Raw genomic sequence first — 26,028 nt, forward strand, 5'->3', positions numbered from 1 at the left:
AATCATTATTTAGTTCAGCTTGATCCAGCCCAGCGGGTCGAAAGGTCGGCTTCGATGCCGCATTTCAAAGTATAAACCGGTTTCTGCAATTCCGCCGCTGTTTCCCACTGCGGCGACTGCCTCGCCAGCCCGAACGGTTTCGCCGGCCTGTTTGTAGAGGGTTTCGTTGTTGCCGTAGAGGCTCATGTAGTCGTCGCCATGGTCGACGATGATGAGGTTGCCGAAGCCGCGCAGCCAGTCAGAAAATACCACTCGCCCATTGGCGATGCATTTAACGTCCTGTCCCGCTGTCGATTTGATGAACAACCCTTTCCATGTTGCGCCACTGTCTTCTCGTTGACTGCCGAAGCGGTTGACAAGTTCCCCGCGCACCGGCAGATGAAGCTTTCCTTTGAGCTGATGGAGCGCGCCGCCGGATGGCTCGGGGGTGGGTTGGTTGCGATTGTATACAGAGACGCTCTTTTTTTTCTTTGGTTGCGCCGCCAGCCTGCTCAGACGTTCAATCAATTGCGTCAGGCGTTTTTCGTCACGCTGCAGGCGGCCGATTTCATGGCGCTGGCTGGTTATTTTCTGGTTGATGTGGACCAGCACTGTTTTGCGCGCTTCCTTGTCCTTTTCAAGCTGAAATTTCTGACGCGCCTGCTCCGATTTTACCTGCGCCAGTTCGACGCTTTTTTCCTGGTAAAGCTGAGCGAGCTCCCGGGAATGTGCCAGGTTGGTGCGCAAGCTTTCGATCAGGGCAGCGCGCGCGCGGGATAGGTAAGTGTAATAGTGCAGCTGGCGCGCAAGCTGGTTGGGATCTTGCTGGTTGAGCAGGATTTTCAGGGGGTCGTGCTGGCCGTGCAGGTAGTAGTGGGAGAGCAGCTGGCCGAGCAGCGCCTGCTGCTTGCCGATTTTGCCCTGGGTGTCGCGGCCTTCACGCTGCACCTGGTTCAAGGTGGCGCCGACGCTTTCCTGCTTCTGCGCCAATTCCCGCAGCCGCCGGTTGGCCGTGCTGATCGCTTGCTCGGATTGTTTCAACGCATCGGTGGCATCGGTTTTTTTGCCTTCTGCGCTTTCGACGTCTTTTTGCAGGGCCTTGATGCGCTCGCGCAGGCCGGAGAGATCGTCTTTCGGCGCGGCTTGGGTTGAGAACGTGCAGGCTAGCCCGACGGCAAGGAAAATTGCTCGGGCAGGCCAGGCAGATGCCATTATTCGAATTCGATCAGGGGGTGGCCGGTCATTTCCGCGGGTTGCTGCAGCCCCATGATTTTCAGCAGCGTCGGGGCGACATCCTCGAGTGCGCCGGTTTCGGCCAGATGAGCCTTGCGGCCGACGTACACGAGGGGCACCCGGTTCAAGGTGTGGGCGGTATGGGCCTGATGCGAGTTTTCATCCGCCATCATTTCCGCGTTGCCGTGATCGGCGGTAATCAGCACTTCACCGCCGTTGCGCTGCATGGCCTCGACTACCCTTTGCAAACACTGGTCCAGCGTTTCTATTGCCTTGACCGCTGCGGTCATCACGCCGGTATGGCCTACCATGTCGGCGTTGGCGTAGTTGCAGACGATGGCGTCGAACTGGCGACTTTCGATGGCTTCGACCAGCTTGTCGGTGACCTCGAAGGCACTCATTTCCGGCTTCAGATCGTAAGTGGGAACGTCCGGAGATGGCACCAGGACGCGGTCCTCGCCCGGGTAGATGCGTTCCTCGCCGCCATCGAAGAAGAAAGTGACGTGGGCATATTTTTCGGTTTCCGCAATCCTGAGCTGCTTCAGGCCCAGGTTCGAGATGTATTCGCCGAAGCCGTTGCGGATCTGCTCCGGCGGGTAAGCCACCGGCACGTTGAAATCCTTGCTGTATTCGGTCAGGGTGCAGAAAGCGGCGAGATGCGGCACCAGCTCGCGCTCGAACAAGTCGAAGCCGGGTTCGATGAAGGCGCGGGTGATTTCGCGCGCACGGTCGGAGCGGAAGTTCATGAATACCGCCACGTCGCCGTCTTCCATGCGCACCGGCTGTGTGCCGGGCGGGACGATGGCCGTGGCCTTGACGAACTCGTCGTTTTCGTTGCGGGCGTAGGCCGCCGCTAAAGCGGCTTCCGCGCTTTCCGCCTGAAATTCCGCCTTGCCCTGGGTCAGCAGGTCATAGCCTGCCCTGACGCGCAGCCAGCGCTTATCGCGATCCATGACGAAGTAGCGGCCGATGATCGAGGCGATTCGTCCTGCCTTGAACTGGTCGCACTTTTCCTGGAGCCGGCGCAGGTAATCCTGCGCGCTTCTTGGCGGCGTGTCGCGCCCGTCGAGGAAGGCGTGCAGGTAGATATTCTCCACCCCGGCGCGGGCTGCCAGTTCGAGCATGGCGTGGATGTGTGTTTCGTGGCTATGAACTCCGCCATCGGAAAGCAACCCCAGAATGTGCAATGCCTTGCCGCTGCTCCTGGCGGTTTCCACCGCTTGGGTCAGGGCGGGATTGGCGAAGAAATTGCCGCTGCTGATGGCGCGGTTGATGCGGGTGAATTCCTGGTAGACGACACGACCGGCGCCGATGTTGAGGTGGCCTACCTCGGAGTTGCCCATTTGTCCGCTTGGCAACCCCACCGACGCTTCGGATGCATTGATGGTGGTGTGGGGACAGGTCTGCCAGAGTTTATCCCAGTTGGGCTTGTGCGCGCTGGCGATGGCATTGTTGTCCGGGCTTTCGCTGCAACCGAATCCGTCCAGGATAATGAGTAAAACAGGGGTGACCTTCATGCTGGAATTTTCTGGCTCGTTTTGAATTTATAGATTAAGTAGCATAATTTTATTATATTTTACTAATAATCGCATTATACTTAATTTATTAACCTACCTCAGTATCCTGAAATATAGCTTAACGAAGGCGAGCAGATGGAATCCAATCCAGTTGAATTGATCGACAAGGAAGAGCACATTGAGCAGGCGTCCCGCGCCATGAAGGCCATGTCGCATCCGTTGCGCCTGAAAATCCTGTGCGTGCTGGGTGACAGGGAAGTTAGTGTGCAGGATATTGTCGAAAGCGTGGGTACATCCCAAAGCAATATTTCCCAGCATCTGGCGATTTTGCGTGACAAAGGAGTACTGCGCACGCGCAAGGATGCCAATCGAGTGTATTACCGGGTCGGTGACCCGCGCACCCTGAAGTTGATCAGCCTGATGCGCGATGTTTTTTGTGGTTTCGCCAAGTAGCGTCTATAACCAAATCTAGTGTATCGGGTTCCATGTCATGTGGAATCTGCCTTAAGGTGTTGCGCAGTACTCCCGGCAAGTTCGTTTCGCGGCTTGAATAATAAAGTATATTAGCATATACTAATACATTTTTTTGGGGTCGAGCGTGCTGAAATCTGTCTGGATACTGTTGGGGATCTTCCTGGCTCCGCTCGCTCAGGCGGCGTTGCCTTTTGCCACTGCGACGGTAGAGTACCGTGAGGTGGATCAGACCTACGCCGCCGAGGCGCTGGTCGAGGCGGTCAAGCAGTCCACCGTGGCGGCCCAGATTTCCGGCCGCATCGTCGAAATCCATTTCGATGTCGGCGACACCGTGCAAAAGGGCCAGGTGCTGGTCCGCATCGACGAGAGCGAAGCCCGTCAGGCGGTAGCCGGCAGCGAGGCGGGGGTGGCCCAGGCGCGCGCCAATTTGCAGAATGCACGCCAGCACTATGAGCGCACCAGGCAGCTCCTGGCGCAAAAATTCGTCAGCCAGGCCGCTCTCGACAAGGCGCAGGCGGACTACAAGGCGGCCGAGGCGCAGTTGGCAGCGGCCCAGGCGAGTGCGGGGCAGGCCGCCACCACCAGGGGCTTCACTGCCGTGATGGCGCCTTACAGCGGCGTGGTCGCGGTTCGCCATGTCGAGCTGGGGGAAATGGCGAGCCCCGGCAAGGCGCTGATGACCGGTTTCGATCCCAAGGATTTGCGTGTGGTGGCGAGCATTCCCCAGTACAAGCTGGCGGAGGTGCGCCGCTCTGCTCGCGCCCAGGTGGAATTTCCCTCCTTCAACAAGTGGGTCACGGCCAAAGCGGTGACCCTCCTGCCCGCCGCCGACGTTAAAACCCATACCACCCGTGTGCGTCTCGATTTGCCGGAAGATATCCGCGATGTCTACCCCGGCATGTTTGCGCGTGCTCACTTTGCCGTCGGCCGGGCGAAGAAGCTGCTGGTGCCGGTGCCGGCCGTCGTCAGGCGCAGCGAAGTGACCGCCGTATACGTGGTTGACGCGAAAGGCGGCGTGGCCTTCCGCCAGATCCGTCTGGGCGAGCCGGCTGGCGACGGCATGGTCGAAGTCCTGGCCGGCCTTTCCGCCGGGGAAACGGTGGCGCTGGAGCCGGTCAAGGCGGGGATGTATCTGAAGGGTAAGCAGTGATGGGGAATGGGTAATGAGTAAAGACACCCCCCCATCGCCCATCATTCACCACTCATCACCGAAAATGGGTATCTCCGGCCGTATCGCCAAAGCCTTCCTGCAGTCACAGATGACGCCGCTGATCGCGCTCATCGCCTTCCTGCTCGGCCTGTTCGCCGTGATGGTGACGCCGCGCGAGGAAGAGCCGCAGATCAACGTCACCATGGCGAACGTGTTCATTCCCTTCCCCGGCGCTTCCGCCAAGGACGTGGAAAGCCTGGTGGCGACGCCGGCCGAGCAGGTGCTGTCGCTGATTACCGGCATCGAGCACGTTTACTCGGTATCGCGCCCCGGCATGGCGGTGCTGACCGTGCAGTACAAGGTGGGTGAGGACCGTACCCAGGCTTTGGTGCGCCTGTACGACACTGTCCAGTCGCATCGCGACTGGGTCTCCCCCAATCTTGGCGTAGGCGAGCCGATCATCAAGCCGGTCGGCATCGACGACGTGCCGATCGTCAGCCTCACCCTGTGGACGGAGGATGCCACCCGCGGCGCCTACGAGCTGCGGCAGGTGGCCCATGCCGCCGAAATCGAACTGAAGCGGATCAAGGGCACGCGCGAAGTCAAAACCCTGGGTGGGTCGAATCGCGTGGTGAGGGTGATCATGGACGCCGAGCGGATGAATGCCTACCGCATTTCCGCTCAGGACATTCGCGATGCCCTGCAGGTCAGCAACGCTTCCCAGCCTTCCGGCACGCTGGTCGAGAACAACCGCGAAATGCTGGTCCAGACCGGCACATTCCTGTCCAGCAGTGCGGACGTCAAGCAACTGGTGGTGGGTGTTGCCGAGGGCCGCCCTGTATTCATGACCGACGTGGCGCGGGTGGAGGACGGCCCCGACCAGCCCGGCCGCTATGTCTGGCTGGGCACCGGCCCGGCGGCGGCCGACAAGAAAATTGCCGGCAAGGGCGAATTCCCGGCGGTGACTCTGGCGATTTCGAAGAAGCCGGGCGAGAACGCAGTGGACGTCGCCGAGCGCGTCATCAAGCGCATCGAGCAGCTGCACGGCACCATCATCCCCGATGGCGTCCACGCCACAGTCACGCGCAACTACGGCGAAACCGCCAACGACAAGGCGCAGAAACTGATCGGCAAGCTGATCTTCGCCACCGCCTTCGTGGTGCTGCTGGTGTTGATGGCGCTGGGCAAGCGCGAGGCGCTGATCGTCGGCGTGGCGGTGATGCTGACCCTGGCGGCGACATTGTTCGCTTCCTGGGCGTGGGGCTTTACCCTCAACCGGGTGTCGCTGTTCGCGCTGATTTTCTCCATCGGCATCCTGGTCGACGACGCCATCGTGGTGATGGAAAACATCCACCGCCGTCGCGAACTGGAACCCGGCAAGCCGCTGACCGAAGTCATTCCCGAGGCGGTCGACGAAGTCGGCGGCCCGACCATACTCGCCACACTGACCGTGATTGCAGCGCTGTTGCCGATGGCTTTCGTCTCCGGCCTGATGGGGCCGTACATGAGCCCGATCCCGATCAATGCCAGCATCGGCATGCTGATTTCCCTCGCCATCGCCTTCACCGTCACGCCCTGGCTGGCGCTCAAGCTCCTGGCGCACAAGCATGACGCGACTAGCCATAGCGAATTCGGCGCGGAGAGCCGGTTGTTCGGTTTCTTCAGCACAGGTCTGACCCCTTTCCTCAAGCGCGAGCAGGGCAAGGGCAACCGCAAGAAACTCTGGCTGGCGATCGTCGGTATGATCGTTTTTGCACTCCTGCTGGCGGTATTCAAGATCGTGATCATGAAAATGCTGCCATTCGACAACAAGTCCGAATTCCAGGTGGTGGTGGACATGCCGGTGGGCACGCCGCTGGAGCAGACCGCGCGGGCGATGCGCGAAATCGGCGGCTATCTGTCTACCGTGCCGGAGGTGACAGACTACGAGGCCTATGTCGGCACCGCCTCGCCGATCAACTTCAACGGGTTGGTGCGCCAGTATTACCTGCGCAGCGGCAGTGAAATGGGCGATATCCAGGTGAACCTGGTGGACAAGCACCGCCGCGACCGCAAGAGCCACGAAATCGCGACCAGCGTGCGTCCCGAAATCGAGCGCATCGCTGCCCGGCATCAGGCCAAGGTCAAGGTGGTAGAGGTGCCGCCGGGCCCGCCAGTGATGTCGCCGATCGTCGCCGAAGTGTACGGGCCGGACTATGAAGGCCAGATCAAGGTGGCGAAGCAGGTGCGCGCCCACTTCGCCAAAACCGCCGATATCGTGGCGATCGACGACACCATCGAGGAGGACGCGAACAAGCTGGTCCTGCGCGTCCTGCAAGGCAAGGCGGCGCTGATGGGCGTGGCGCAGAAGGACGTGGTGGCGGTGATGCGCTTAGGGCTGTCCGGCGAGGACGTGACCCCGGTGCACGATGGCGATTCCAAGTTCGAAGTGCCGGTGCGGCTGACGCTGGCGCCGGAGCGGCAAAGCAGTCTGGACGAACTGCTCAAGCTCAACGTTCGGGCGCAGGATGGCACGCTGGTGCCGCTCTCCGAACTGGTAAGCGTGGCGCCGACGGCGCGCGAGAAATCTATTTATCACAAGGATCTGCTGCCGGTGGTGTTCGTCGTCGGCGACATGGCTGGCAAGCTGGACAGTCCGCTTTACGGCATGTTCTCGATCCGTTCCGCGGTCAGCGGCATGAAGCTGGCCGAAGGCGGGGCTCTGGGCGACTATTTCATCAGGCAACCGGACGACCACTACGCCGGCTACAGCATCAAGTGGGACGGGGAATGGCAGGTGACCTACGAGACCTTCCGCGATATGGGCATCGCCTACGCGGTCGGGCTGGTGTTGATCTACCTGCTGGTGGTGGCGCAGTTCAAGTCGTACGTGGTGCCGCTGGTGATCATGGCGCCGATCCCGCTCACCATCATCGGCGTGATGCCCGGCCATGCCCTGCTCGGCAGCCAGTTCACCGCCACCAGCATGATCGGCATGATTGCGCTGGCCGGCATCATCGTGCGCAACTCCATCCTGCTGGTGGACTTCATCAACATGCAGGTGGAGCAGGGCATGGCCTTCCAGGAAGCGGTGATCCGTTCGGCCAGTACACGCGCCAAGCCGATCGTGCTTACCGGGCTGGCTGCCATGCTCGGCGCGCTGTTCATCCTGGACGACCCGATTTTCAACGGCCTGGCGATTTCGCTGATTTTCGGTATTTTCGTCTCCACCGTGCTGACGCTGGGGGTGATTCCGGTGCTGTATTACGCGGCCAACTATCGCAAGCATGCGTGATTTTGTTCACCGCGAAGGACGCGAAGGTGCGCGAGGAAACCCGTAATTATTGGTTCTCCTTTGCGTATCTTCGCGCCCTTCGCGGTTAAAGCTTTTTATTTGTAACTTGTTGGAGAAGTGAATTATGACCATCAACCGTATCGTTCGTATCGTCGCCGGCTTTTTTGTGCTGCTGTCGCTCGGCCTGGGTGTTTCCGGCAGCCCGATTTTCGTCAACGCCAACTTCCTCTGGTTTACCGCCTTCGTCGGCGCCAATCTTTTCCAGAGCGGATTTACCAACCTTTGCCCGCTGGTTGCTATCCTCAAAAAGTTTGGCTTCAAGGAAGACTGCGCATCCTGCTGAACGCCAATAGGTTTTTGCTGGTAAACTTCTCCGCTTTTAGATGCAAAAAACGCAAGGAGCATGCGGGTGCAATTCATACAGAATAATTTCGCGATCATCATGCTGGTTCTGGCCAGCGGGTTGATGCTGTTGTGGCCGATGATTGGCCGGCGTATATCCGGCGTCAGGGAGGTCGGGACGCTGGAGGCGACGCAGCTGATTAACCATCAGAATGCCGTGGTGCTGGATGTGCGTGAGGACAGCGAATTCTACGCCGGGCATATTCCACATTCGGTACATGTTCCGCTCGGCCAGTTGGCCAAGCATGCGGAACTGGGAAAGTACAAGAGCCGTCCGATCATCGCCATCTGCCGCAGCGGGATGCGCTCCGGTCGGGCATGTAGCGTGCTGCGCAAGAACGGTTTTGAGCAAGTGTACAATCTGGCGGGCGGAATTTCCGCCTGGGAACGGGCAAACATGCCTATGGAGAAATGAAGATGGCGAACGTGACCATGTATTGCACCGCCGTGTGCCCTTATTGCACGATGGCGGAAAAGTTGTTGATGGCCAAGGGGGTGAAGGAAATCAACAAGATTCGCGTGGATCTCGATTCAGCCCAAATGGGCGAGATGATCGCAAAAACCGGTCGGCGCACCGTGCCGCAAATTTATATCGGCAGCACCCATGTAGGTGGTTTTGACGACCTCTCCGAGCTCGACCAAGACGGCGGTCTAGTCCCCCTGTTGGCCGAGTGATGCCGGACTCGGCGCCACGATGAACATTGTTTGCCCAAAATGCCTCGCCACAAACCGGGTGCCGGATGAGCGTCTGGAGCAGAATCCGAAGTGTGGGAAATGCGGCGCGGCCCTCCTCGATGGCGCGCCGGTCGAGTTGGCGGCCAGCAGTTTCGGGCCGTTTATTGCCCGGAACGAGCTGCCGGTTGTGGTGGATTTCTGGGCGTCGTGGTGTGGGCCCTGTAAAATGATGGCACCGGTATTCACTCAAATCGCTGCCGAGCTGAAAACCCGAGTGCGCTTCGCCAAGGTCAATACCGAACAGGAGCAAGCCCTGGCGCAGCAGTTCGGCATCCGCAGCATTCCTACCCTGGCGCTGTTCAAGAATGGGGTTGAAGCGGACCGGGTCGCCGGGGCTCTCGATGCCGCGAGTTTGAAAAGCTGGCTGATGCGGCATTGATTTGGGTGGGCTGAAATTCTTTATTTAATTATTTGTTAGGGATCTTCATGAGCGACGAGCAGCAGCAACCGACTTTTTCCATCGAAAAAATTTACGTCAAGGATTTGTCCCTGGAAATTCCCCATGCGCCGAAAATTTTTATGCAGCGCGAAACCCCGCAGATTGATGTGCAGCTGCACAATCAGGGCGGGATGGTGGAAGAGGGCGTCTATGAAATCGTGCTGACGGTAACTGCTACCGCCAAACTGGCCGAGGACAAAACCCTGTTTCTGGTGGAAGTTGCCCAGGCCGGGATTTTCCAGATACGCAACATTCCTCAGGACGACCTGGAGCCGATCCTCGGGATCACCTGCCCGAATATCCTGTTCCCCTACGTGCGCGAGACGATTTCGGATATGGTGTCGCGCGCCGGATTCCCGCCGGTACTGCTGAATCCGGTCAATTTCGAGTTGATGTATCAGCAGCAGCGCACTGAGCAACCGGACGCTGCTGCTGCAGCAACGACTCACTGATCGCCATGATGGGCAGGACCCAGACGTTGAGGAGTTTTTTTCGCCTCGTCGGATTGGGGCTGCTGTGGCTTTTCTCCTCTTCGGGCGCGGTTCAGGCGCTGGATTACCGTTCCATCGGCTCGGAGCGCGCCATTTTGTATGACGCCCCATCAGTGCAGGCTAAGCGTCTGTTCGTGGTCGGCAAATATTATCCGATGGAAATTCTCGTCAACCTCGATCAGTGGGCCAAGGTGCGAGACAGTCTCGGTGACCTGGCCTGGGTCGAGAAGAAACACCTGAGGGATGCGCGCATGGTAGTGGTGACGGTGGCTCGTGCCGATATTCGCCAAGCCGCGGACAGCAATGCGCCGCTGGTGTTTCAGGCGGAGCGTGATGTCGCGTTGGAACTGGTTGAGCACGGCTCAACCGGCTGGCTGAAAGTGCGCCACCGCGACGGCCAAGTCGGCTTCATCCTGGCTACTCAGGTCTGGGGCGCATGAAGATCGCCGTGCTGGGCGCCGGCGCTTGGGGAACGGCACTTGCCATCAGCCTCGCGGCACGCCATGAGGTGCATCTGTGGACACGCAATCCGGCTCAGTGTGCCGAGATGTCGGAAGAACGCGTCAATCGGCGTTATCTGCCCGGATTTCCCTTTCCCGATGCCATGCAGATCGATCTGGAAGTGGCGCAGGCGCTCGATCAGGCCGATCTGGCCTTGGTGGTGGTGCCCACCGCGGGCTTCAGGCAGGTGGTGAGGCAGATGGCCGAACTGGGCGCGAAGATGCCGCTGGTCTGGGCATGCAAGGGCTTCGAAGCGGGAACGGCCAAGTTGCCGCACCAGGTGGTGGCAGAGGAGCTGGGCGGCAAGACGCCATGCGGTGTGCTGTCCGGACCGAGCTTTGCCCAGGAAGTGGCCAAGGGCTTGCCCACGGCGCTGACCCTGGCATCCCATGACGAGCCCTTCGCCCACGCCATGGCACTGGAGTTGCACAGTCCCAGACTGCGGGTTTATTCAAGCCCGGACGTGGTCGGGGTCGAGGTCGGCGGCGCGGTCAAGAACGTCATGGCGATCGCAGCCGGCATTTCCGATGGCATGGGTTACGGTTACAACGCGCGCGCCGCCCTGATTACCCGCGGGCTGGCGGAAATCGGCCGGCTCGGCGTGGCCATGGGCGGCCGGCCGGAAACCTTCATGGGGCTGACCGGCGCGGGAGACCTGATCCTGACCTGCACCGGCGACCTATCGCGCAACCGCACCGTGGGCTTGCGGCTGGCCAGGGGCGAGAAGCTTGAGGCAATTCTCGGCGACCTCGGTCATATCGCCGAAGGGGTCAATAGTGCGGCCGAGGTAGTGCGCCTTGCTCAGAATATGGATGTAGAGATGCCGATCACCCGCGCAGTGTGCCAGGTGCTCTTTGAGGGGCTGCCGCCGGGCAAGGCGGTGGAGGCTTTGCTCAACCGTGAACCCAGGGCGGAGTGAAAGTCAGTTCTGAGTTGAAAGTCCTGAGCAAAACCCTCACACCCCGCCTTCAAACCCGATCTGCCGCCAGGCCTCGAACACCACCACCGCGACCGCGTTGGAAAGGTTCAGGCTGCGGCTGGTCGGCAGCATCGGCAGGCGGATGCGCCGGTTTTCATCGAACTGCGCCAAAACCTCCACCGGTAGTCCCCGCGTTTCCGGTCCGAATACGAATACATCATCGCGCCGAAAGGCGACCTCGCTGTATTTCGTGCTTCCCTTCGTAGTCAGGGCAAACGCTCGCCTCCCGCTGAACTGTCCCAGACACTCTTCAAAATTCTCATAAGTTTTGACCGTGGCGTACTCATGGTAGTCCAGTCCGGCGCGCTGTAGCTGTTTGTCGTCCAGCGAAAACCCGAGCGGCTTGACCAGGTGCAGACGGCAGCCGGTGTTGGCGCTGAGGCGGATGATGTTGCCGGTGTTGGGAGGGATTTCAGGCTGGTAAAGGATGATGTCAAACATGGGTTCTCGTCGGCAGGGATAAATTATTCAGGCAGGGTGCGCGCCACTACCCAGGCGCTCACTTCGGCGGCGCCGCGGCTTTGCAGCACGCGGCTGATTTCGTTCAGGGTCGCTCCGGTGGTCATCACATCGTCCAGCACTGCGATTTTTTTTCCGGAGAGATCAAGATCGCAGGCAAAGGCCCCGCGCACGTTGCTGCGGCGCTCCTTCCATTTCAGCCCGGCCTGGGTCGGTGTGTCACGCGTGCGCTGGCAGGCATCGGCAGTGAGCGGAATATCCAGCCATCGCGAAATCGGCTTGGCGATTTCCAGTGATTGGTTGAAGCCACGCTCCATGAGTCGCCCCGGATGGAGCGGCATCGGCATCAGCAAATCCGGTTTGGGATGGTCAGCGGCGAGCTGAGCCAGCGGTTTCGCCAGCACTTCGATTAGCGCAAGATTGCCCGAATATTTAAAGGCGTGCAGCAGGCGATCAATCGGAAAGTGGTAACTAAATGCCGCCAGAGTGCGGTCGAAAGCGGGTGGGTGCTGCAGGCAGGCGCCACAGACTTGGCCGCCCGGGGTGGGAAGGGCGCATACCGGGCAGGCCGGTACGCGATGATGGGAAAGATCGGCGTCGCAACCCGTGCACAAAAGCCGATTTAAAGTGCTTGCACCGCAAAGTGCGCAATAATGCGGTAAAATTGCCTGCACAATTTTTACGCAACCGTTTAAAATGTAGGCTGAAAGATTTGACAACTTTGGGCCGATCCTTGATGATTGCGCCCATTTTACTGTGAATAATCAAACAAAGACGAATTCATGAAAACAGTTGAAAAGTTGATTAGCGCGGCACAATGCCGCCGCTCGGCGCAGATTTTTATCATCGGCAGCATCATTGCCGTGCTGGTCCCTCCGCTTCTCATGGTTTGGATCGCCGCTTCGATCTTCGCCTACGCTTCCATTGCTCACCATCCCGATATGCGGGTCAGGGAATACCAGCGCTGGGCGGGATACCGTTTCTATGGCCTGGTCGGTACGCTGGTGGTGGTGCTTAATTTCAGCGGCGCGATGCAGGCTTGGCTGGGCGGCGGAAAGAATTTGGTGTTTACGGTGTGGGTCGTGAGTTTGTTGGTGATCGTGCCGCTGGGGATCCGGGATTTGATCAGGATCAGCCGCGAAAATTGGCAGGATATGTGGGTGGAGGTACAGGTTCATGAATGATCTATTCAATCCCGGTCAGGGTGTGGCGGGAAAAGTTACCGGGGAAGGTCGGCGCTGGTCAGTCGCGGAGGCCGAAGCGCTGTTTGCGTTGCCCTTCAGCGATCTGATGTTCCAGGCGCAAACCGTCCATCGAGTCCATTTTGACGCGAATGAAGTGCAGGTGAGCACTTTGCTTTCTATCAAGACCGGCGGCTGTTCTGAGGACTGCGGCTACTGTTCCCAGTCGAAGCGCCACCATACCGGCTTGGAGCAGGAGAATTTGCTGGCGTTGGAGACCGTGCTGGCCAAGGCCAAGGCCGCCAAGGACAAGGGCGCCACGCGTTTTTGCATGGGTGCGGCGTGGCGCGGACCGAAACAGAAAGACCTCAAGCCGGTGCTGGAGATGATCACCGCTGTACGCGAGCTGGGGCTTGAAACCTGCGTGACCCTGGGCATGTTGAAGGAAGGCCAGGCCGAGCAACTGCGCGAGGCCGGCCTGGATTACTACAACCACAACCTGGACACTGCGCCGGAGTATTACGGCGAGGTGGTGACCACCCACACCTACCAGGACCGGCTCGACACCCTGGAGCAGGTGCGTGGCGCCGGCATGAAAGTGTGCTCCGGCGGCATCATCGGCATGGGCGAGTCGCGCACCCACCGCGCTGCGCTGCTCGCCCAGCTGGCCAGTCTCAATCCGCCGCCCGAGTCGGTGCCGATCAACCTGCTGGTGCAGGTGCCAGGAACTCCCCTGCAAAACGCGCCGGCGCTTGATCCCATCGAGTTCGTGCGTACTGTCGCGGTGGCGCGCATCCTCATGCCCCAGAGCCTGGTGCGACTTTCTGCCGGGCGCGAACAGATGGATGAGCCGCTGCAGGCGCTGTGCTTCCTGGCCGGCGCCAACTCGATTTTCTATGGCGAGAAGCTGTTGACCACATCCAACCCTTCCGCGGATCAGGATATGGCCCTGTTCGACAAACTCGGCATCCGGGTGATGGCGGCTTAGTCGGATTTGAAGGCCAAATAACCTACCACAGAGGCACAGAGAAAACCGGCTTTTCGCGGTGTCTCTGTGTCTCTGTGGTTCGGATTGGATTTATGCCGTTTTCCCACCTCGCCGATGAACTGAAAGACCTGGAAGCGGCCGGCCTGCGCCGTCACCGTCGCGTTCTGGAAAGCCCGCAGGGCACCCGGATTGTCGTGGATGGACGGGAATGCCTGTCCTTTTGCAGTAACGATTATCTCGGCCTTGCCAGCCACCCGGCTCTGATCGGGGCGGCGCAGTCGGCCGTAGCGCGCTACGGCGTGGGGGCGGGGGCGTCCCATCTGGTGAGCGGCCACAGCGCGCTTCACCATGAACTGGAGACGGCGCTTGCCGCTTTCACCGGCCTGCCGGCGGCGCTGCTGTTTTCCGCCGGTTACATGGCCAATCTCGGCATCATCACTGTGCTGGCCGGTCGCGACGACGAAGTTTTCGCCGACAAGCTTAACCACGCCTCGCTCAACGATGCGGTGTTGCTGTCCCGCGCCAAATTCACGCGCTATCCGCACCTCGACCTGGTTGTGCTGGAGAAGCGACTCGCCGCATCCAGGGCGAAGCGCAAGCTGGTGGTGACGGATGCCGTATTCAGCATGGACGGCGACATGGCGCCGGTGCCGGAATTGCTGGCCCTGTGCGAGCGCCACGACGCGCTGCTGGTGCTGGACGACGCCCATGGCTTTGGCGTATTGGGGACGGGCGGACGAGGGATACTCGAACATTTCGGCATCACCTCGGAGCGGATCGTCTACATGGCCACCCTGGGCAAGGCCGCCGGCGTGTTCGGCGCCTTCGTCGCGGGGCCGGTGCAACTGACGGATTACCTGGTGCAACGCGCCCGTTCCTATATTTACACCACCGCCACGCCGCCACTCCTGTCCGCGGCGCTTTCCGCGAGCCTGCAATTGATCGAAGGTGAAGCGTGGCGGCGCGAGCGCCTGCTTGAGTTGATCGCCGGACTGCGGCAAGGTCTGAAGCTGCGGCGCTGGCGCCTGATGGACTCAACCACGCCGATCCAGCCGGTGATCATCGGTGCCAACCAGGAAACGTTGGCGGTAAGCGAGGCGCTACGCGAGCGTGGCATCTGGGTGCCTGCGATCCGCCCGCCAACTGTGCCCAAGGGCGAAGCGCGCCTGCGCATTTCATTGTCAGCGGCGCATACGGTTGAAGATGTGGCGCAGCTGGCGGGAGCGCTGAACGAACTGGAAAGTGCCGTATGAGCGTGCATGTCGAAGTTGTGGGCAAGGGGCCCGACCTCGCCCTGATCCACGGCTGGGGCATGCATGGTGGGGTGTGGGATGGAGTTCGAGATGCCCTGGCGCGGCGCTTCCGGCTGCATCTCGTCGATTTGCCAGGCTATGGCGCAAGTCCGGCATCCGATGCTTGCACTCTGGAGGGTCTTGCCCGCGCCGTGGCGGTCGAACTGCCAAAAAAGGTGCATGTCTGCGGCTGGTCCTTGGGCGGGCAGGTGGCGCTGGAAATGGCGCGGCTGTTTCCGGACCAGGTCGAGCGCCTGGTTTTGACAGCCTCCACGCCGTGCTTTACGGCGCGGGAAGATTGGCCGTGGGCGGTGCCGCGAGAAGTGCTGCTGGAGTTCGCGGCTGCCCTGGAAACCGATTACGAAGGCACGCTGAAACGCTTTCTGGCGCTCCAGGCGCGCGGCGGCGATGAAGTAAAAACGGTGCTGAAACGGTTGCGCGACATTTTGTTTACGTGCGGCCGCCCTGACGTGCAGACCTTGCGGGCAGGACTCAACATTCTGCTGGAGAACGATTTGCGCGCCCGTGCCGCGACGATAAAAACGCCGACCTTGCTGCTCCACGGCGGACGCGACATGCTCACCCCGGCGGGTGCCGCGCACTGGCTTGTCGAGCAAATGCCGGCAGCGCGCCTGGAGGTGTGGCCGGGTGCGGCGCATGCGCCATTTTTATCACACCCTGTGGAATTTACCGAAACGATGACTGGATTTCTGCATGGTTGACCCATTCACACTGGACAAGCGCCGGGTGCGCCACTCATTCGATCGTGCCGCCGCCACCTATGACCAGGTCGCTGTGCTGCAGCGGGAGATCTGCGACCGCATGGCGGAGCGCCTGCAGTACATCAAATTCGAACCCCGGGTCATACTCGACGCCGGTTCTGGCACCGGTTACGGATCGCGCCAACTGAGGGGACGCTATGCCAAGTCCCGCGTGATCGAGCTGGATATTGCGCCTGCCATGCTGCAGGCATCGCGCAGCCACCAACCCGCGTGGAGGCGCCTGCTGCCATTTGTCGCCGCCGAAGAGCGGGTGTGCGCGGATATCGAGAGCCTGCCTTTGCGTGCCGGCAGCGTCGGCATGATCTGGTCCAATCTCGCTCTGCAGTGGTGCAACGATCTTGAGGCGACCTTCGCCGGCATGCACGGCGTGCTGGAAAGTGGCGGCCTGCTGATGTTCAGCACCTTTGGCCCGGATACCCTGAAGGAGCTGCGCCAGACCTTCGGCACGCTGGATGCGCATGCCCACGTCAATCGCTTCCTCGATATGCACGATATCGGCGATGGCCTGATGCGGGCCGGCTTTGCTGCTCCGGTGATGGATATGGAGACGGTGACTCTGACCTACGACGACTTGGCCGGGTTGATGCGCGATCTCAAGGCGCTGGGTGCGCACAACGCCAATCAGGGGCGGGGCCGCGGCTTGCTGGGCAAGGGCGCATGGCAGCGGCTGCAACAGCAATATGAAGCACTGCGCCGCGACGGCAAGCTGCCGGCGACCTACGAAGTGGTGTACGGCCATGCCTGGAAAGGCGAGAAGAAGCAGGCGCCGGGCGAGGCGCAGGTGGTGCGGTTTGCAAAAAAATAATTTTCACCGCGGAGGCGCGGAGGCGCAGAGAAAACAAAGAGTTAACCTGTTGTTCTAAAATGTTGTTCTCTGCGAAGCTCTGCGTCTCCGCGCCTCTGCGGTCAAATGTTGTTTATCAAATCAATCATGAAAAAAGCTTATTTCATCACTGGCACCGATACCGGCGTAGGCAAGACGCTGGTCGCGTGCGCTTTGCTGCAGGCCTTCGTCAAGCAGGGCGACAAGGCCGTCGGCATGAAGCCGGTCGCCGCTGGCTGTATGGAAACCCCCGCGGGCTTGTGCTGCGAGGATGTGGAAAGCCTGCGTGCGGCCGGCAATGTCGTCGCTTCGCGGGAGTTGGTTAATCCCTATGCCCTGATTTCACCTGTTGCCCCTCATATCGCTGCGGAGCGGGCCGGTGTGGAGGTTAGCCTTGAACAGATAGATCGATCTTTTCGGCAGTTGCGTGAAATGGCCGATGTGACGGTGGTCGAGGGTGTCGGCGGCTTCGTCGTGCCGCTCAATGCCCGCCAGGATACTGCCGACATGGCGGAAATGCTCGGGTTGCCCGTGATCCTTGTGGTCGGGATGCGCCTTGGCTGCATCAATCACGCCCTGCTCACCGCTCAGGCCATCCGTCATAAAGGCCTGCGTCTGGTCGCATGGGTGGCCAACCGGATTGATCCCGACATGAGTGCGTTTGACGAAAACTTGCATGCACTCGAAACCCGACTTGCGGCACCACTGCTCGGCATTATTCCCTATCAAGCTGAAGTCAGCTCTGCTCCTGAATCAGGATTAATGGATTTAAATATCCTTAATTCCAGTAAAGTAAAATAATCCCTGCTTTTCCAAAAAAATCTTCCGCAACACAATAAATATAAACGTTATATTAACGTGCACTAACTAATATTTAGTACATGTTAATATAATTACGTGGTTATATATTGCCTACATAAATCAAGTAGTTATGTAACAACCTGCTTGTCAGGCGGTTGTGACGCATGTTAAATTTGCCTTGAATTTATTGTGCCACCTGCTGCTAGTATAAAAAATAAGAAATAGTTACATGGGGTGTGGTGGTTGGGAACCGGCTATCGCTCATTTCGTCGGTCGAGAGCGGGTTGCGACATCAACTAGCGCGCAGCCACCTGATCTTGGCGGAATGAATGGTTACTGCCAACGGCATGCTTTTTCTCCCAGGGAAACGTATTTTCTGACTATTTTTGCTGTTTTTACTGGTCCTTGAAGGAAGTCGCCGCAGGGTTATCCCTGGCAGGAGATGGCGCGGTTGTTTGTGTGACGGCTGGAGCAGGGGGGGGCGGGATGCAGGGTTTAAATATGGGTTCAACAGGGGAGAGGCATGGCATATAAAAAATTATTTGCATCATGGGCAGGGTTTGCGGCCATCTTCAGCTCGGGACTGGTCCATGCGGAATACGCCTGGAATTTCCCGGAACCGGTGACACCGCTTGCGCTCGATACGCTGCATGTGCACAACAAATTCATGCTGATCAGCATCGCCATCTTCTTTGTGGTGCTGGCCATCATGATTTACTCCATCTTCGCCCACCGCAAAAGCAAAGGTCATCAGCCGGCCAATTTCACAGGCCCCAGCACGAAGTCACAGGTACTCTGGACTCTGGTTCCGTTTGCGCTGCTGCTCTTCATCGATTTCGTCGTGATGGGCATACCCGCCTACCACAGCGTCGTCATGATGGAAGACACCAAGACCGACGCCGACATGGTGCTGAAGGTGACCGGCAGCCAGTGGAAATGGCAGTACGAATACCCTGCCGAAGGCATCAAATTTGTCAGTACGCTAGCCACACCAGAAGGGCAAATTTATAACAAGGAAGCCAAGAGCGAGCACTACTTGCTGGATGTGGACAACCACGTTGTGCTGCCAGTCAACAAGAAGGTCCGAATTCTGCTGACTTCGACCGACGTGATTCATACCTGGTGGGTCCCGCAGTTTGGCGCGAAGCGCGATGCAATTCCGGGCTTCATGCGGGAAACCTGGGCAAGGATCGAGAAGCCGGGGATCTACCGTGGGCAATGTGCCGAATTGTGCGGCAAGGGCCACGGCTTCATGCCTATCGTGGTGGAAGCGGTCTCTGAGCCGGATTACAAGGCGTGGGTAGCACAGCAAAAGGCCAGGCAGGCGAGCGCCGCAGCAAGCGCAGAGAGGCAGTGGAGCAAGGATGAGCTGATGAAGCAGGGCGCCGAGGTGTATGCCAAGCAGTGTGTGGTTTGCCACCAAGCCAACGGCCAGGGTCTGCCACCGACTTTCCCCGCGCTGGCTGGCAGCAAGCTGATCAACGGCCCAATGCTGGATGCCGGCGGACATTTGATTAAGGACGGGCACCTGGATCGCGTCATGAATGGCAAACCGGGTACCGCCATGCAGGTATTCAAGACGCTGCTTTCCGATGCGGAAATTGCCTCGGTGGTGACATTCGAGCGCAACTCTTTCGGCAACAAGATGGGCGACATGGTTCAGCCGGCGCAAGTCAAGGCGTTACGCTAGGAGCCTGTCGGACTCATGATGAGTCCGACAGGCTCCTGGTTAATCAATAAGGGAAATGTAAGGAGCGAACTATGACAACAGCTACAGTTTCTACACACGCCGACCCTCACGATCATGGCCATCCGAGCGGTATCCAGCGCTGGTTGTTTACAACCAACCACAAGGATATCGGCACGATGTACATGGTTTTTGCGCTGATCATGTTCCTGGTCGGCGGCATGATGATTCTGGCGGTACGGGCTGAGCTGTTCCAGCCCGGCATGCAGTTGATGAAACCGGAGTTCTTTAACCAACTGATTGGCGTGCATGCGCTGATCATGATTTTTGCCGCGCTGATGCCGGTCGCCACCGGGCTGGCAAACTGGCTGATTCCGATGATGATCGGTGCGCCGGACATGGCGTTGCCGCGCTTGAACAACTGGAGTTTCTGGCTGCTGCCGCCTGCGGCGACATTGCTGGTGATGCCGTTTATTTTGGCGCTGTTCGGGATAGGTACCGGCGCGGTAGCGACCGGTTGGACGCTGTACGCGCCGCTCTCGGTGCAAGGCGGGATAGGTGTCGACTTCGCCATTTTCTCCATACACCTGCTAGGTATCTCTTCGATTCTGGCATCCATCAATGTGATCGTGACGATCCTCAATATGCGCGCTCCCGGCATGACCATGATGAAGATGCCGCTGTTCGTCTGGGGCTGGCTGATTACCGCCTTCATGCTGATTGCCACGATCCCGGTTCTGGCCGGCGCTGTCACGATGCTGCTGACCGACCGTCACTTCAATACCCATTTCTTTGATGCGGCCGGCGGTGGCGACCCCATCCTGTTCCAGCATTTGTTCTGGTTCTTCGGGCATCCGGAAGTGTATATCCTGCTGCTGCCGATCTGGGGTTTCATGCCACACATTCTTTCGGCCTTCGCTCGCAAGCCGATTTATGGCTACAAAGCGCAGGTTTACTCGTTCTGGGTGATCGGGATCCTGTCGGTCATCGTCTGGGCGCACCACTTTTTCACTGCGGGCATGCCGGTTCCGGCGCTGCTTTATTTCATGTACAGCACCATGTCGATCTCGCTGCCCCTGGCGGTGCTGTTTTTCTGCTGGATCGCCACTATCTGGCGCGGCTCCATGACGTTCGAAACTCCAATGCTGTTTGCCCTCGGCTTCGTCATCCTGTTCGGCATCGGCGGCTTGACCGGACTGGTACTGGCAGACGTCGCGGCAGACGCCCAGTATCACCATTCCTACTTCGTGGTGGCGCATTTCCACTACACCCTGTTCGCCGGCGGCATCATGGGAGCAATGGCGGGAATCTACTTCTGGCTGCCCAAATTTACCGGACATATGTACGACGAAAAATTAGGCAAGGCGCATTTCTGGCTGACCGCCATTTCCTTCAATCTCACCTTCATGCCCCAGTTCTTCCTGGGCCTGGCCGGCATGCCGCGCCGCATCCCGGATTACGCGCTGCAGTTCACCGAGTTCAACATGATCTCGACGGTAGGCGCTTTCTCGTTGGGGCTGTCGCAATTGTTGTTCGTGTACATCGTCATCAAGTGCGCGCGCGGTGGCGAAAAAGCGAGTGACAAGGTGTGGGAAGGAGCGAAAGGGCTGGAATTCACTCTTCCCTCCCCGCCGCCCTACCATAGCTTCACCACTCAGCCGGTAGTGAAGTGAGGGAATTGCTGGATGGATAACATAAACCAGAACGATGAACAGGCCCGCCAGATGCGTTCCAATACGCGGCTGGCCTGGGTCTTGGGGGTTGTAGCGGCAGCTATTTTTGTTTTTGTCATCTACTACCTGAGGGCCAAGTGAACGGCGAAGAGCTACGGCGTGCCAACAAGCGCCTGGCCATGAAGCTGGGTGCCGTAGCGCTCGGCGCGCTGGGTTTCGGGTTCGCCCTGGTGCCTTTGTATAACGTGTTGTGCGAGGCGACCGGCCTGAATGGCAAAACCAACGCAGAGAGCGCGAGGCCGGCAGCGGTCAAGGTGGATAAATCACGCTGGGTGACGGTGCAGTTTACCGGTACGGTCATGCCCGGCTTGAGCTGGGAGTTTCATCCGCAGCAGGCCAGCATACGGGTGCATCCTGGCGAGATTACTCGGGCCAGCTATTACGCAAAAAACTCGACTAACCAGACCATCGTCGGCCAGGCCGTGCCCAGCATCACCCCTGGTCAGGCGGCGCAGCACTTCGTCAAGCTGGATTGTTTCTGTTTCAAGCAGCAGGCCCTGGAACCGGGGGCTGAGAAAGAAATGGGGCTGACCTTTATTATCAGCCCGGAGCTTTCCAAAGAGGTTGGAACTGTCACGCTGTCTTACGCATTTTTCCCGGCAGTAAAGGGATCGTAATCATTTGTCTGAGGGAATAAAAATGACCGAAACGCGAGAGCATTATTATGTGCCGGAGCCGAGTCGCTATCCCGTTATGGTGTCGGGAGGCCTGTTCCTGCTGGCGCTGGGATTTATCCTCAAAATAAATTCTATCGCCATCGGACAGTGGTCCATGCTGGCCGGTTTTCTGCTGATTCTGTATGTCCTGTTCGGCTGGTTCGGCAGGGTCATCAGGGAAAACGAGAACGGTTTCTATCACAAGTGGGAGGACCTTTCATTTCGCTGGGGAATGGTCTGGTTCATTGCATCGGAAGTCATGTTCTTCGCAGCTTTCTTCGGCGCGCTTTTTTACGTGCGCGAACTTTCCGTTCCCTTGCTGGGAGCAACCCAGGACCTGTGGCCGGGGTATGCCGGGACATGGCCAACCAGCGGGCCGGGCGGAAAGGCCTTCACGCCAATGGGGGCCTGGGGTATCCCGGCGATCAACACGCTGATCCTGCTGACATCTGGCGCGACGGTGACCTGGGCGCATTGGGGTTTGCTCAAGAACAAGCGTGTTCAACTGATCGCCGGATTGTTCCTGACGGTTGTTCTGGGCGTCTCGTTCATTAGCTTGCAGGCTTACGAGTACCACCATGCCTATACCGAACTCGGACTGACCATGGGCGCAGGGGTATATGGCGCGACGTTCTTCATGCTGACGGGTTTCCACGGTTTCCACGTCACGATTGGAACGATCATGCTGATGGTGATCCTGTATCGCTCGATGAAGGGCCATTTCAAGCCGGATTCACACTTCGGCTTCGAAGGCGTGGCTTGGTATTGGCACTTTGTGGACGTGGTGTGGCTGCTGCTGTTCGTGCTCGTTTACTGGCTGTAAGTCGGGGAGTCGCGGGCTTTTGGCAATAAGGCTATAAGCCCCGCTCAGGAATAACGCCGAAGTAAAACCCGAGCATTAACAAAACAAAGAGCAGGATGGAAAGTGAAATGCGGATCGTGAGCGCTCTGGCGGTTCGTTCACCTTGCCCCTTGTCCTTGTAAAGAAAGGTTAAGGCACTGAACAGGCTGGCGATGATCAGGACGAGCAGGATGATGATTCCGGTTTTGATGAGCATATGAATCTTTCATAAATTGTCATCTGAAATTATGCAACCCGGTGCTGGATTATGCAAACAAACCCCTTTCGGTTTCGGCCGAAGCTGATACCGACGCTGGCTACGTTGCTGCTGTTGCCGGTCCTGATCAGCCTGGGGCAGTGGCAGGCCCACAAGGCCGAGCAGAAGCAGGCGTTGCAGGAAACCTACGATCGGCGTGAAGAGGGGGCGCCTCTGCAAGTGGGGGCGCACCCCCTGAATCCGGAAGCCGTCCGTTACAGCAGGGTGGTCGCTCGTGGGCGCTATGAACCGGCTTATCAGATCCTGCTGGATAATCAGGTTCACGAGGGTGTGGCGGGATACCATGTTCTGACCCCTCTGCATATCGAAGGTGGAAATATGCATGTACTGGTTAACCGCGGTTGGGTTCCAGTTGGCCGGGACAGAAACGTTTTACCCGAGACCGATGTGCCGCAGGGGGTGGTGGAAGTGAGCGGTTATGCGGTCACGCCGTCCGGCAAATTTTTTGAATTGGAAAAGCCGAAGGATTTACGGAGTGGCTGGCAAAATGTTTGGCAAAATCTGGACCTCAAACGCTATACGGAGGCGGTGCCGTTTCCCCTGCAGCCCGTGGTGATCCGGCTGGATCCGGCGAGCACTGCAGGCGGCTATGTGCGTGAGTGGCCGCGGCCGGATGCGCGGATCGAGGTGCATCGCGGCTACGCTTTGCAGTGGTACGGGATGGCTGCAGTGTTGATGGTGTTCTATCTGGTGACAAGTATCAGGAAAGCGGTAAATGACGACCATGATCATGCATGAAAACGACCCGGCGGCCAAAGCCGCCCCTGCAAACAGATGGGTTCTTGTCATGCTCGTGCTGTTGTTCGTGTTGCCGGTGGTTCTGGCCACGTTGCTGTACCTGACTGGATGGCGACCATCCAGCAGCGGTAATCATGGCGAATTGATTCAGCCGGCGCGGCAGGTCGAAGGCCGGTCACTGCAAACCCTGGACGGCAAGCCGGCGCATTTCAGCGAGCTGCGTGGAAAATGGATCATGGTGCATTTTGGATCCTCATCCTGCCCTGAAGAGTGCATGAAAAATATTTACACCATGCGCCAGGTGCATGCGGCCCAAGCCAAGGAGATTGGTCGGGTACAAAGGGTTTTTATTGCGACCGATAGGGGTGCGGCGGAAACGTTGAAGGCTAAATTGGCGGACTACCCCGAGATGTGGGTGTGGACAGGAGAAAAGAAGGCACTGGAGGAATTGTTGCAGAGTTTTGGAATTAACGCGGGGCAACCGGCACAGCAGCAAGGCATTTATCTGGTTGATCCGCTCGGCAACTTGATCATGCGATACCCGCCAGGCACTGATCCCGGCGGCATGCTCAAGGACATGACCCGTCTGCTGAAATACTCGTGGGTCGGGTAGCGGCACAACGTTGCGACGAACCGGCAAGATAAGGATGATGAAGGGGGATAGCATGAATATGAGCGCCACCGTGGTTTTGCAGCGGGCTGCATGTAGTTGCCAAAGCTTTTATCTGATGTGCAAGCCAAGAGTGACTGCACTGGTCGTGTTTACGGCTGTGATCGGGATGTTTCTGGGATCGCCGGGCATGGTTTCTCTGCCGATTTTGCTGGCGGCGACGCTGGGGATTGCAATGGTGACCGGTGCTGCGGCTGCTTTCAATTGCCTGATCGAGCAAAAAATCGATGCACGGATGGCACGCACGCGCGGCCGTCCCCTGCCAACCGGACAAGTCACCTCGCTGCAAACGCTGGTATTTGCCACTCTCCTCGGCGCGCTGGGACTGGTCCTGCTTTATGGGTTGGTCAATCCATTGACGATGTGGCTGACGCTGGGGACGTTTTTTGGCTACGCCGTGATTTACACTGTTTTCCTGAAGCCCGCTACGCCGCTGAATATCGTCATCGGAGGAGCGTCCGGCGCGATGCCGCCGATACTGGGCTGGACTGCGGTTGCCAATACGGTCCCACCCGAAGCGCTGATACTGTTCCTGATTATTTTCTCCTGGACCCCTCCGCATTTCTGGGCGCTTGCGCTTTATCGCAGGAATGAATATGCCAAATCCGGATTGCCCATGCTGCCGATTACCCACGGGGAGGAGTTCACCCGGCTGCATATCCTGCTCTACACCATCATTCTGGTAACAGTGAGTCTCATGCCTTTCACCATCGGCATGAGCGGTTTCCTCTATCTGGTGGGAGCGGTCGTACTGGATGCCGGTTTTCTCTACCATGCCATCAAGCTGTATCGCACTTACAGCGACGCGCTGGCAAAAAAGACATTCAGTTATTCCATTTTCTATCTGACAGTGTTGTTTGCCATTCTGCTGGTGGATCATTTCATCAGGTTGGCATAAGGCCACGCAGCATTCCCTATGTATAAAAAACTTGTTCTCATGACGACGCTTCTTGCGCTCTGCGTAGTCGTGCTAGGGGCGTACGTGAGGCTGTCCGACGCGGGTTTGGGTTGTCCGGACTGGCCCGGGTGTTACGGCAGGATTTCACCTCATCACGCGGCTGAGGAGATTGCTCAGGCGGTAGCGGTTCTCCCGGATGGGCCCGTGTCGACGCACAAGGCATGGAAGGAAATGACCCATCGCTATTTCGCCGGTACCCTGGGCTTACTGATTGCGATCATTGCGGTGTGGGCTTGGCGTAAACGTAGCCTGCTCGCTCAGTCCCCTGTGTTGCCCGTCGTGTTGGTGGGTCTGGTCATATTTCAGGCTTTGCTTGGCATGTGGACAGTCACGGAGCGACTCAAGCCGTTTATTGTCAGTGCGCATTTGCTGGGCGGCATGATGACGCTGGCGCTACTTGTCTGGCTAGCCATGCGCCAGTTTTCTGGCGGATACCGAATGGATCGGACGTCGGTCGGGAGCTTGCGTGGGTGGGCTGGGCTGGGATTGCTGCTGGTCTTTTTGCAGATTGCGCTGGGGGGGTGGGTGAGTTCGAATTACGCCGCGCTTGCCTGTGCCGGGTTTCCTCAATGCAATGGCGTCTGGTGGCCGGAAATGGATTTTTCCCGTGCGTTCCGGTTGGTCAGGGAGCTGGGCATGACGGCCGACGGTTCTTTTCTGCCCCGCGAAGGGCTGACGGCAATACACTGGGTACATCGCCTTGGTGCTTACCTGGTCCTCTTGTACACAGGGTGGCTCGCTTTCCGGGTGATGCGCATCCGCAGCATGCGGGGCGTTGCATGGGTTGTTATGGCCCTGCTGCTCACCCAGCTCACGCTAGGCATTTGCAATGTCATGTTGAGCTTGCCGCTGCCGGTTGCCGTTGCTCATAACGGCGTTGCGGCGCTGCTGCTGGGCGCCATGGTGATGCTGAACTTCCGGTTAAGTCTGGGCAGAAATCAAGCGGTATAATATTGAACTATATTAGG

Annotated in this window: 30 protein-coding genes; 25 read left to right on the forward strand and 5 right to left on the reverse strand. The window is 58.7% G+C overall.

Annotated features, from left to right (window positions below; translation table 11 throughout):
- Window positions 1-9: 9 nt before the first annotated feature.
- Complete coding sequence (locus tag VMV64_RS01805) at window positions 10-1,191, reverse strand: murein hydrolase activator EnvC family protein (protein WP_325328237.1); 1,182 nt, start codon at window positions 1,189-1,191, stop codon at window positions 10-12.
- Window positions 1,191-2,729 carry a 2,3-bisphosphoglycerate-independent phosphoglycerate mutase gene (gene gpmI / locus VMV64_RS01810; RefSeq protein ID WP_325328238.1) on the reverse strand — a complete coding sequence of 513 codons (1,539 nt, stop codon included), beginning with the start codon at window positions 2,727-2,729 and terminating at the stop codon, window positions 1,191-1,193. Before gpmI ends, VMV64_RS01805 begins: the two co-directional genes overlap by 1 nt.
- Before the next feature lie 135 nt (window positions 2,730-2,864).
- On the opposite strand from gpmI, the gene VMV64_RS01815 reads away from it, so the two are divergent.
- The 10 genes from VMV64_RS01815 (at window position 2,865) to VMV64_RS01860 (ending at window position 11,114) form a co-directional block, all read left to right on the forward strand.
- On the forward strand, window positions 2,865-3,182 hold the full coding sequence (locus VMV64_RS01815) for a metalloregulator ArsR/SmtB family transcription factor (protein ID WP_325328239.1): 318 nt from the start codon (window positions 2,865-2,867) through the stop codon (window positions 3,180-3,182).
- 145 nt (window positions 3,183-3,327) lie between these two features.
- Window positions 3,328-4,353 (forward strand): efflux RND transporter periplasmic adaptor subunit, encoded by a 1,026-nt coding sequence (locus tag VMV64_RS01820; RefSeq protein ID WP_325328240.1) that lies wholly within the window; start codon window positions 3,328-3,330, stop codon window positions 4,351-4,353.
- Between the two features lie 13 nt (window positions 4,354-4,366).
- Complete coding sequence (locus VMV64_RS01825) at window positions 4,367-7,627, forward strand: efflux RND transporter permease subunit (protein ID WP_325328241.1); 3,261 nt, start codon at window positions 4,367-4,369, stop codon at window positions 7,625-7,627.
- 124 nt (window positions 7,628-7,751) lie between these two features.
- The gene (locus VMV64_RS01830) at window positions 7,752-7,970 is read left to right on the forward strand and encodes a DUF2892 domain-containing protein (RefSeq protein WP_325328242.1); all 219 of its coding nucleotides are present in this window, start codon (window positions 7,752-7,754) and stop codon (window positions 7,968-7,970) included.
- Window positions 7,971-8,030: 60 nt separating this feature from the next.
- Window positions 8,031-8,444: a rhodanese-like domain-containing protein gene (locus VMV64_RS01835; protein WP_325328243.1), complete on the forward strand. Its 414-nt coding sequence runs from the start codon at window positions 8,031-8,033 to the stop codon at window positions 8,442-8,444.
- Between the two features lie 2 nt (window positions 8,445-8,446).
- Window positions 8,447-8,704 (forward strand): glutaredoxin 3, encoded by a 258-nt coding sequence (gene grxC / locus VMV64_RS01840; RefSeq protein WP_325328244.1) that lies wholly within the window; start codon window positions 8,447-8,449, stop codon window positions 8,702-8,704.
- 19 nt (window positions 8,705-8,723) lie between these two features.
- Window positions 8,724-9,143, forward strand: coding sequence for a thioredoxin TrxC (gene trxC, locus VMV64_RS01845; protein ID WP_325328245.1), 420 nt, complete (start codon window positions 8,724-8,726; stop codon window positions 9,141-9,143).
- A 47-nt stretch (window positions 9,144-9,190) separates the two neighbouring features.
- The gene (secB, locus tag VMV64_RS01850) at window positions 9,191-9,655 is read left to right on the forward strand and encodes a protein-export chaperone SecB (RefSeq protein WP_325328246.1); all 465 of its coding nucleotides are present in this window, start codon (window positions 9,191-9,193) and stop codon (window positions 9,653-9,655) included.
- Between the two features lie 5 nt (window positions 9,656-9,660).
- Window positions 9,661-10,134: an SH3 domain-containing protein gene (locus VMV64_RS01855; RefSeq protein ID WP_325328247.1), complete on the forward strand. Its 474-nt coding sequence runs from the start codon at window positions 9,661-9,663 to the stop codon at window positions 10,132-10,134.
- The gene (locus VMV64_RS01860; protein ID WP_325328248.1) at window positions 10,131-11,114 is read left to right on the forward strand and encodes an NAD(P)H-dependent glycerol-3-phosphate dehydrogenase; all 984 of its coding nucleotides are present in this window, start codon (window positions 10,131-10,133) and stop codon (window positions 11,112-11,114) included. The genes VMV64_RS01855 and VMV64_RS01860 overlap by 4 nt, the downstream gene beginning before the upstream one ends.
- A 36-nt stretch (window positions 11,115-11,150) precedes the next feature.
- Here the strand turns inward: VMV64_RS01860 and trmL are convergent, their stop codons facing one another.
- Both trmL and VMV64_RS01870 read right to left on the reverse strand, forming a co-directional pair.
- Window positions 11,151-11,615, reverse strand: coding sequence for a tRNA (uridine(34)/cytosine(34)/5-carboxymethylaminomethyluridine(34)-2'-O)-methyltransferase TrmL (gene trmL, locus VMV64_RS01865; RefSeq protein ID WP_325328249.1), 465 nt, complete (start codon window positions 11,613-11,615; stop codon window positions 11,151-11,153).
- A gap of 23 nt (window positions 11,616-11,638) precedes the next feature.
- Complete coding sequence (locus VMV64_RS01870; protein WP_325328250.1) at window positions 11,639-12,307, reverse strand: ComF family protein; 669 nt, start codon at window positions 12,305-12,307, stop codon at window positions 11,639-11,641.
- Window positions 12,308-12,415: 108 nt separating this feature from the next.
- Here VMV64_RS01870 and VMV64_RS01875 point away from each other — a divergent pair, with 108 nt between their 5' ends.
- From VMV64_RS01875 to VMV64_RS01925, 11 genes are all read left to right on the forward strand, one after another.
- On the forward strand, window positions 12,416-12,817 hold the full coding sequence (locus VMV64_RS01875) for a hypothetical protein (protein ID WP_325328251.1): 402 nt from the start codon (window positions 12,416-12,418) through the stop codon (window positions 12,815-12,817).
- Window positions 12,810-13,802 carry a biotin synthase BioB gene (gene bioB / locus VMV64_RS01880; RefSeq protein ID WP_325328252.1) on the forward strand — a complete coding sequence of 331 codons (993 nt, stop codon included), beginning with the start codon at window positions 12,810-12,812 and terminating at the stop codon, window positions 13,800-13,802. The genes VMV64_RS01875 and bioB overlap by 8 nt, the downstream gene beginning before the upstream one ends.
- A gap of 92 nt (window positions 13,803-13,894) precedes the next feature.
- Complete coding sequence (gene bioF / locus VMV64_RS01885; protein WP_325328253.1) at window positions 13,895-15,055, forward strand: 8-amino-7-oxononanoate synthase; 1,161 nt, start codon at window positions 13,895-13,897, stop codon at window positions 15,053-15,055.
- Entirely contained in the window at window positions 15,052-15,816 is a 765-nt protein-coding gene (gene bioH / locus VMV64_RS01890) for a pimeloyl-ACP methyl ester esterase BioH (protein ID WP_325328254.1), read from the forward strand. The genes bioF and bioH overlap by 4 nt, the downstream gene beginning before the upstream one ends.
- Window positions 15,809-16,681, forward strand: coding sequence for a malonyl-ACP O-methyltransferase BioC (bioC, locus tag VMV64_RS01895; RefSeq protein WP_325328255.1), 873 nt, complete (start codon window positions 15,809-15,811; stop codon window positions 16,679-16,681). The genes bioH and bioC overlap by 8 nt, the downstream gene beginning before the upstream one ends.
- A gap of 105 nt (window positions 16,682-16,786) precedes the next feature.
- Entirely contained in the window at window positions 16,787-17,500 is a 714-nt protein-coding gene (gene bioD / locus VMV64_RS01900) for a dethiobiotin synthase (RefSeq protein ID WP_325328256.1), read from the forward strand.
- A gap of 523 nt (window positions 17,501-18,023) precedes the next feature.
- A complete protein-coding gene (coxB, locus tag VMV64_RS01905) occupies window positions 18,024-19,190 on the forward strand; it encodes a cytochrome c oxidase subunit II (RefSeq protein ID WP_325328257.1) in 1,167 nt (388 codons plus the stop codon).
- A 71-nt stretch (window positions 19,191-19,261) separates the two neighbouring features.
- Window positions 19,262-20,860 carry a cytochrome c oxidase subunit I gene (gene ctaD, locus VMV64_RS01910; RefSeq protein ID WP_325328258.1) on the forward strand — a complete coding sequence of 533 codons (1,599 nt, stop codon included), beginning with the start codon at window positions 19,262-19,264 and terminating at the stop codon, window positions 20,858-20,860.
- A gap of 12 nt (window positions 20,861-20,872) precedes the next feature.
- Entirely contained in the window at window positions 20,873-21,001 is a 129-nt protein-coding gene (locus tag VMV64_RS01915) for a hypothetical protein (RefSeq protein WP_325328259.1), read from the forward strand.
- Window positions 20,998-21,537 carry a cytochrome c oxidase assembly protein gene (locus VMV64_RS01920; protein ID WP_325328260.1) on the forward strand — a complete coding sequence of 180 codons (540 nt, stop codon included), beginning with the start codon at window positions 20,998-21,000 and terminating at the stop codon, window positions 21,535-21,537. The genes VMV64_RS01915 and VMV64_RS01920 overlap by 4 nt, the downstream gene beginning before the upstream one ends.
- Before the next feature lie 22 nt (window positions 21,538-21,559).
- On the forward strand, window positions 21,560-22,399 hold the full coding sequence (locus VMV64_RS01925) for a cytochrome c oxidase subunit 3 (protein ID WP_325328261.1): 840 nt from the start codon (window positions 21,560-21,562) through the stop codon (window positions 22,397-22,399).
- Window positions 22,400-22,430: 31 nt separating this feature from the next.
- On the opposite strand, the gene VMV64_RS01930 is transcribed toward VMV64_RS01925, so the two are convergent.
- A complete protein-coding gene (locus VMV64_RS01930; protein WP_325328262.1) occupies window positions 22,431-22,634 on the reverse strand; it encodes a twin transmembrane helix small protein in 204 nt (67 codons plus the stop codon).
- A 51-nt stretch (window positions 22,635-22,685) separates the two neighbouring features.
- On the opposite strand from VMV64_RS01930, the gene VMV64_RS01935 reads away from it, so the two are divergent.
- The 4 genes from VMV64_RS01935 to VMV64_RS01950 are packed head-to-tail and all read left to right on the forward strand — an operon-like array spanning window position 22,686 to window position 26,011.
- On the forward strand, window positions 22,686-23,432 hold the full coding sequence (locus tag VMV64_RS01935) for an SURF1 family protein (protein WP_325328263.1): 747 nt from the start codon (window positions 22,686-22,688) through the stop codon (window positions 23,430-23,432).
- The gene (locus tag VMV64_RS01940) at window positions 23,410-24,045 is read left to right on the forward strand and encodes an SCO family protein (RefSeq protein WP_325328264.1); all 636 of its coding nucleotides are present in this window, start codon (window positions 23,410-23,412) and stop codon (window positions 24,043-24,045) included. Before VMV64_RS01935 ends, VMV64_RS01940 begins: the two co-directional genes overlap by 23 nt.
- 52 nt (window positions 24,046-24,097) lie before the next feature.
- The gene (gene cyoE / locus VMV64_RS01945; protein ID WP_325328265.1) at window positions 24,098-25,000 is read left to right on the forward strand and encodes a heme o synthase; all 903 of its coding nucleotides are present in this window, start codon (window positions 24,098-24,100) and stop codon (window positions 24,998-25,000) included.
- A gap of 18 nt (window positions 25,001-25,018) precedes the next feature.
- Complete coding sequence (locus VMV64_RS01950; protein WP_325328266.1) at window positions 25,019-26,011, forward strand: COX15/CtaA family protein; 993 nt, start codon at window positions 25,019-25,021, stop codon at window positions 26,009-26,011.
- The last annotated feature ends 17 nt before the right edge of the window (window positions 26,012-26,028 follow it).

The sequence above is a fragment of the Sulfuricella sp. genome, assembly GCF_035531155.1.
Lineage (GTDB): Bacteria > Pseudomonadota > Gammaproteobacteria > Burkholderiales > Sulfuricellaceae > Sulfuricella.